Genomic DNA, 1,754 nt, shown 5'->3' with positions numbered 1-1,754 from the left:
GCGCGGACCGCGGCACGCCGAGCGTCTCGGCCTGGCGCACCGGCACCTCGCGCAGCCCGGTGAGCAGCGCCGCGAGGTCGGCCTCGCCGACGGCGGACACGGTGTGCTGCTCGCCCGACCCGCCGGGCACCTTGGCGTCCAGGGTGTACGTCAGCCCCGGCGCCCACTCGCCGTGCGCCACGCTCGTCGGCACGGCGACGGGCAGGTGCGGCCGGACCAGGTCGCGCAGGCGCAGCTCGCGGCGCTGGCGCACGGCGGTCTCCCGGTCGGGGGCCAGCCGCAGCACGTGGCGGGCGCCGACCCACCAGGTGGCGGGCTCGGCGCCCTCCTCGACGGGCCGGACCTCCGGTGCCGCGCTCTCGCTGAGCAGCGTACGGACCAGCCGGCGGACCGTGTCCGCGGTCGGTGTCGGTGCCTGGGTCATGGTCGCGCCGTCGTCTTCCAGGGGGTTCGGGTCGGTGCGTGGCGGCTCACTCCACTATGACCATCTCCCGGGTCGTGTCGTTGAGGCGCCGGCCGCCGTCCTCGGTGACCGTGACGATGTCCTCGATGCGCACCCCGAAGCGGCCGGGCAGGTAGACGCCGGGCTCGACGGAGAAGCACATGCCGGGCACGAGCGGCTGCTCCTCGCCCTCGATCATGTAGGGCGGCTCGTGCGTGGTGACGCCGATGCCGTGGCCGGTCCGGTGGATGAAGTACTCCCCGTACCCGGCGCCGGCGATGACGGCGCGCGCGGCCCGGTCGACCTCCTGGCAGGCGACGCCGGGCCGCACCGCCCGGAAACCGGCCTCCTGGGCCTCGCGGACCAGGTCGTGCACCCGGCGCTCCTCGTCGGTGGGCTCGCCGACGTGGACCGTGCGGGAGGTGTCGGAGCCGTAGCCGTCCTTGAGGCCGCCGAAGTCGAGGACGATCATGTCGCCGTCCTCGATGACGCGGTCGCCGACCTCGTGGTGCGGGTTGGCGCCGTTCGGCCCGGAGGCGACGATGGTGAAGTCGACCTGCGAGTGGCCGAAGCGCCGCAGCAGGGCGGCGAGGTCCACGGCGACGTCGGACTCCCGGCGCCCGCCGAACCGGACCGTGCGGATCTCCTCGAACGCCGCGTCCGCCGCCGCGCCGGCCGCCACGAGCAGCTCCAGCTCCGCCGCGTCCTTCACGGCACGCAGCATCGGCAGCGCCTCGGTGAGGGACGCGTACGACGTGCCGGGCAGCGCCCGCTGGAGGGCGAGCAGGTGCATCGCCCAGGCGTTGTCGCTGATGCCGAACCGCCCCGCGTCGTCGAGGAGCGCGGCGGTGACGGCGTAGGGGTCCTTGCCGTCGGTCCAGTCGCGCAGGGTCAGGGCGGGCGCGCCGACGGCCTTCTCGGCGTCGGGGGCCTCCAGCGTCGGCACGACGAGGACGGGGTCCTGGCCCGCGGCGAGGACGAGCAGGGTGAGGCGTTCGGTGGCCGCGGTGGGCGCGTAGCCGGTGAGCCACACGAGGTCCGGGCCCGGGGCCACCAGCAGCCCGGCCAGTCCGGCGTCGGCGGCGGCCCGCGCGGCGCGCCCCATGCGGGCCCGGTAGTCGTCGGCGGTGAAGGAAGCAGCGGGCGTGGTGCCGGTCATCCGGGCCTCCTGGGCGGGCGAAGACGTCACGGGCAGCATCCTGCCCGGGGCGAGAGGGCGACGCGAGCCGGTCGGCGAACCACCCCGGCGGACCTCGCCCCCACCGGCACCGATCCTAGGGCCTGTCGTTTGGATCATGCCGGCGTCGCGGGG

At 75.8% G+C, this 1,754-nt stretch carries 2 protein-coding genes; both read right to left on the bottom strand.

Translation table 11 applies throughout. The features are described from left to right. Positions 1-424: phosphotransferase (locus tag GTW67_RS26470; protein WP_237519040.1), on the bottom strand; the 424-nt coding region annotated here is incomplete at its 3' end. A gap of 46 nt (positions 425-470) precedes the next feature. Then, on the bottom strand, positions 471-1,601 hold the full coding sequence (locus GTW67_RS26465) for an aminopeptidase P family protein (RefSeq protein ID WP_161167298.1): 1,131 nt from the start codon (positions 1,599-1,601) through the stop codon (positions 471-473). Between the last annotated feature and the right edge of the window lie 153 nt (positions 1,602-1,754).

It is taken from the genome of Streptomyces sp. SID5910, from assembly GCF_009862125.1.
Classification (GTDB): domain Bacteria; phylum Actinomycetota; class Actinomycetes; order Streptomycetales; family Streptomycetaceae; genus Streptomyces.
This window is presented reverse-complemented; position numbering and strand designations above follow the sequence as displayed.